Source organism: Streptomyces sp. NPDC050743, from assembly GCF_044456925.1.
Classification (GTDB): domain Bacteria; phylum Actinomycetota; class Actinomycetes; order Streptomycetales; family Streptomycetaceae; genus Streptomyces.
In genome coordinates this window covers 1-1,005 of the sequence record NZ_JBITGJ010000354.1, presented here as the reverse complement: position 1 = coordinate 1,005, position 1,005 = coordinate 1, and the positions used below count along the sequence as shown (strand labels likewise).

General features: G+C 69.4%; 1 protein-coding gene. It reads right to left on the bottom strand.

What is annotated here, in order from left to right; all coding sequences use genetic code 11:
• The coding region (locus ACIBJF_RS53590) for a DUF4331 family protein (protein WP_399185144.1) at positions 1-1,005 on the bottom strand (1,005 nt) is incomplete at both ends.

Below are 1,005 nucleotides of genomic sequence, written 5' to 3'. Positions count from 1 at the left end.
TCCTGGGGAGGCATCATCGCGGCCAGGCGGGCGCCCAGGTCCGGCGGGGTCGGGTTGGGGGTGTTGAGGTAGGGGAAGGTGTGGGTGGCGGGCTTGGTCGCCTGGTCGACGCCGTCGCTGAGGCGCTCGCCGTCGACGCCGCCCACGAGCAGGGTGTAGAGGGTGTCCACGATGTCGTCGTTGAGCGAACGGCCACCGCAGGTGGTGTGCGGGCGGCCGGCGACCAGGGCGGTCTCGATCTCGAAGCAGCCGTCCTCGGAGAAGGGCTTGGACAGGTCGACGACGAGGAAGTCCGCGAGCAGCAGTTCGGTCAGCGGGTGGTTGCCCTGCTCGTCCAGCGGCCAGTCGGTCTTGCCGTCCAGGCCGTCGAACCAGGCCAGGTTGGCGTTGAACCGTGCGCGGTAGGCGCCCGCGTAGTCGGGGCGGATGTTGAAGGTGTCTTCCTCGTTGTAGAGGTCGCGGATCTCCAGATCACGGTTGACGGTGTCGTACTTCTTGCTCGACAGGACCACGTTCTTGATCTCCGGCCGGCCCATGCGCTCCAGCTGGATCGGGCGGCCGCCACCGGAGGTCAGGGTCTCGCCGACGACCGCCACCAGGGAACCGGCGGCCGGGCCGAGCACCGCGGCGTCGATCTCCAGGACGATGCTCAGGCAGTTCAGGCCCTCCAGGACGTTGTCGGCGTCGGGCCTGAGGGCCAGCTTCCCCGTCATGTCGGTGGCGATCACGCCCACGAAGTCGATGAAGAACGGGTCGAGCCGCGACCCGGCGAAGATCTTCAGGCCTTCGGCCTCGGTGGGCACCTCGTTGCCGACCTGGAAGGCGACCGTCCGGCCGCCGGGCGCCCGGCACGTGCCCATCTGCACGAGAGCGTCGGCGCCGTCGAGCTGGTGGGGGGCGTCGAAGGTGAAGTCGAACAGGTACTCGTCCTCGCCGACGTGGAAGGTCGCAGCGGCGCCCTCGGCCACGGACGTGATGGGCCGGACACGGAAGCGGTGGGTGATC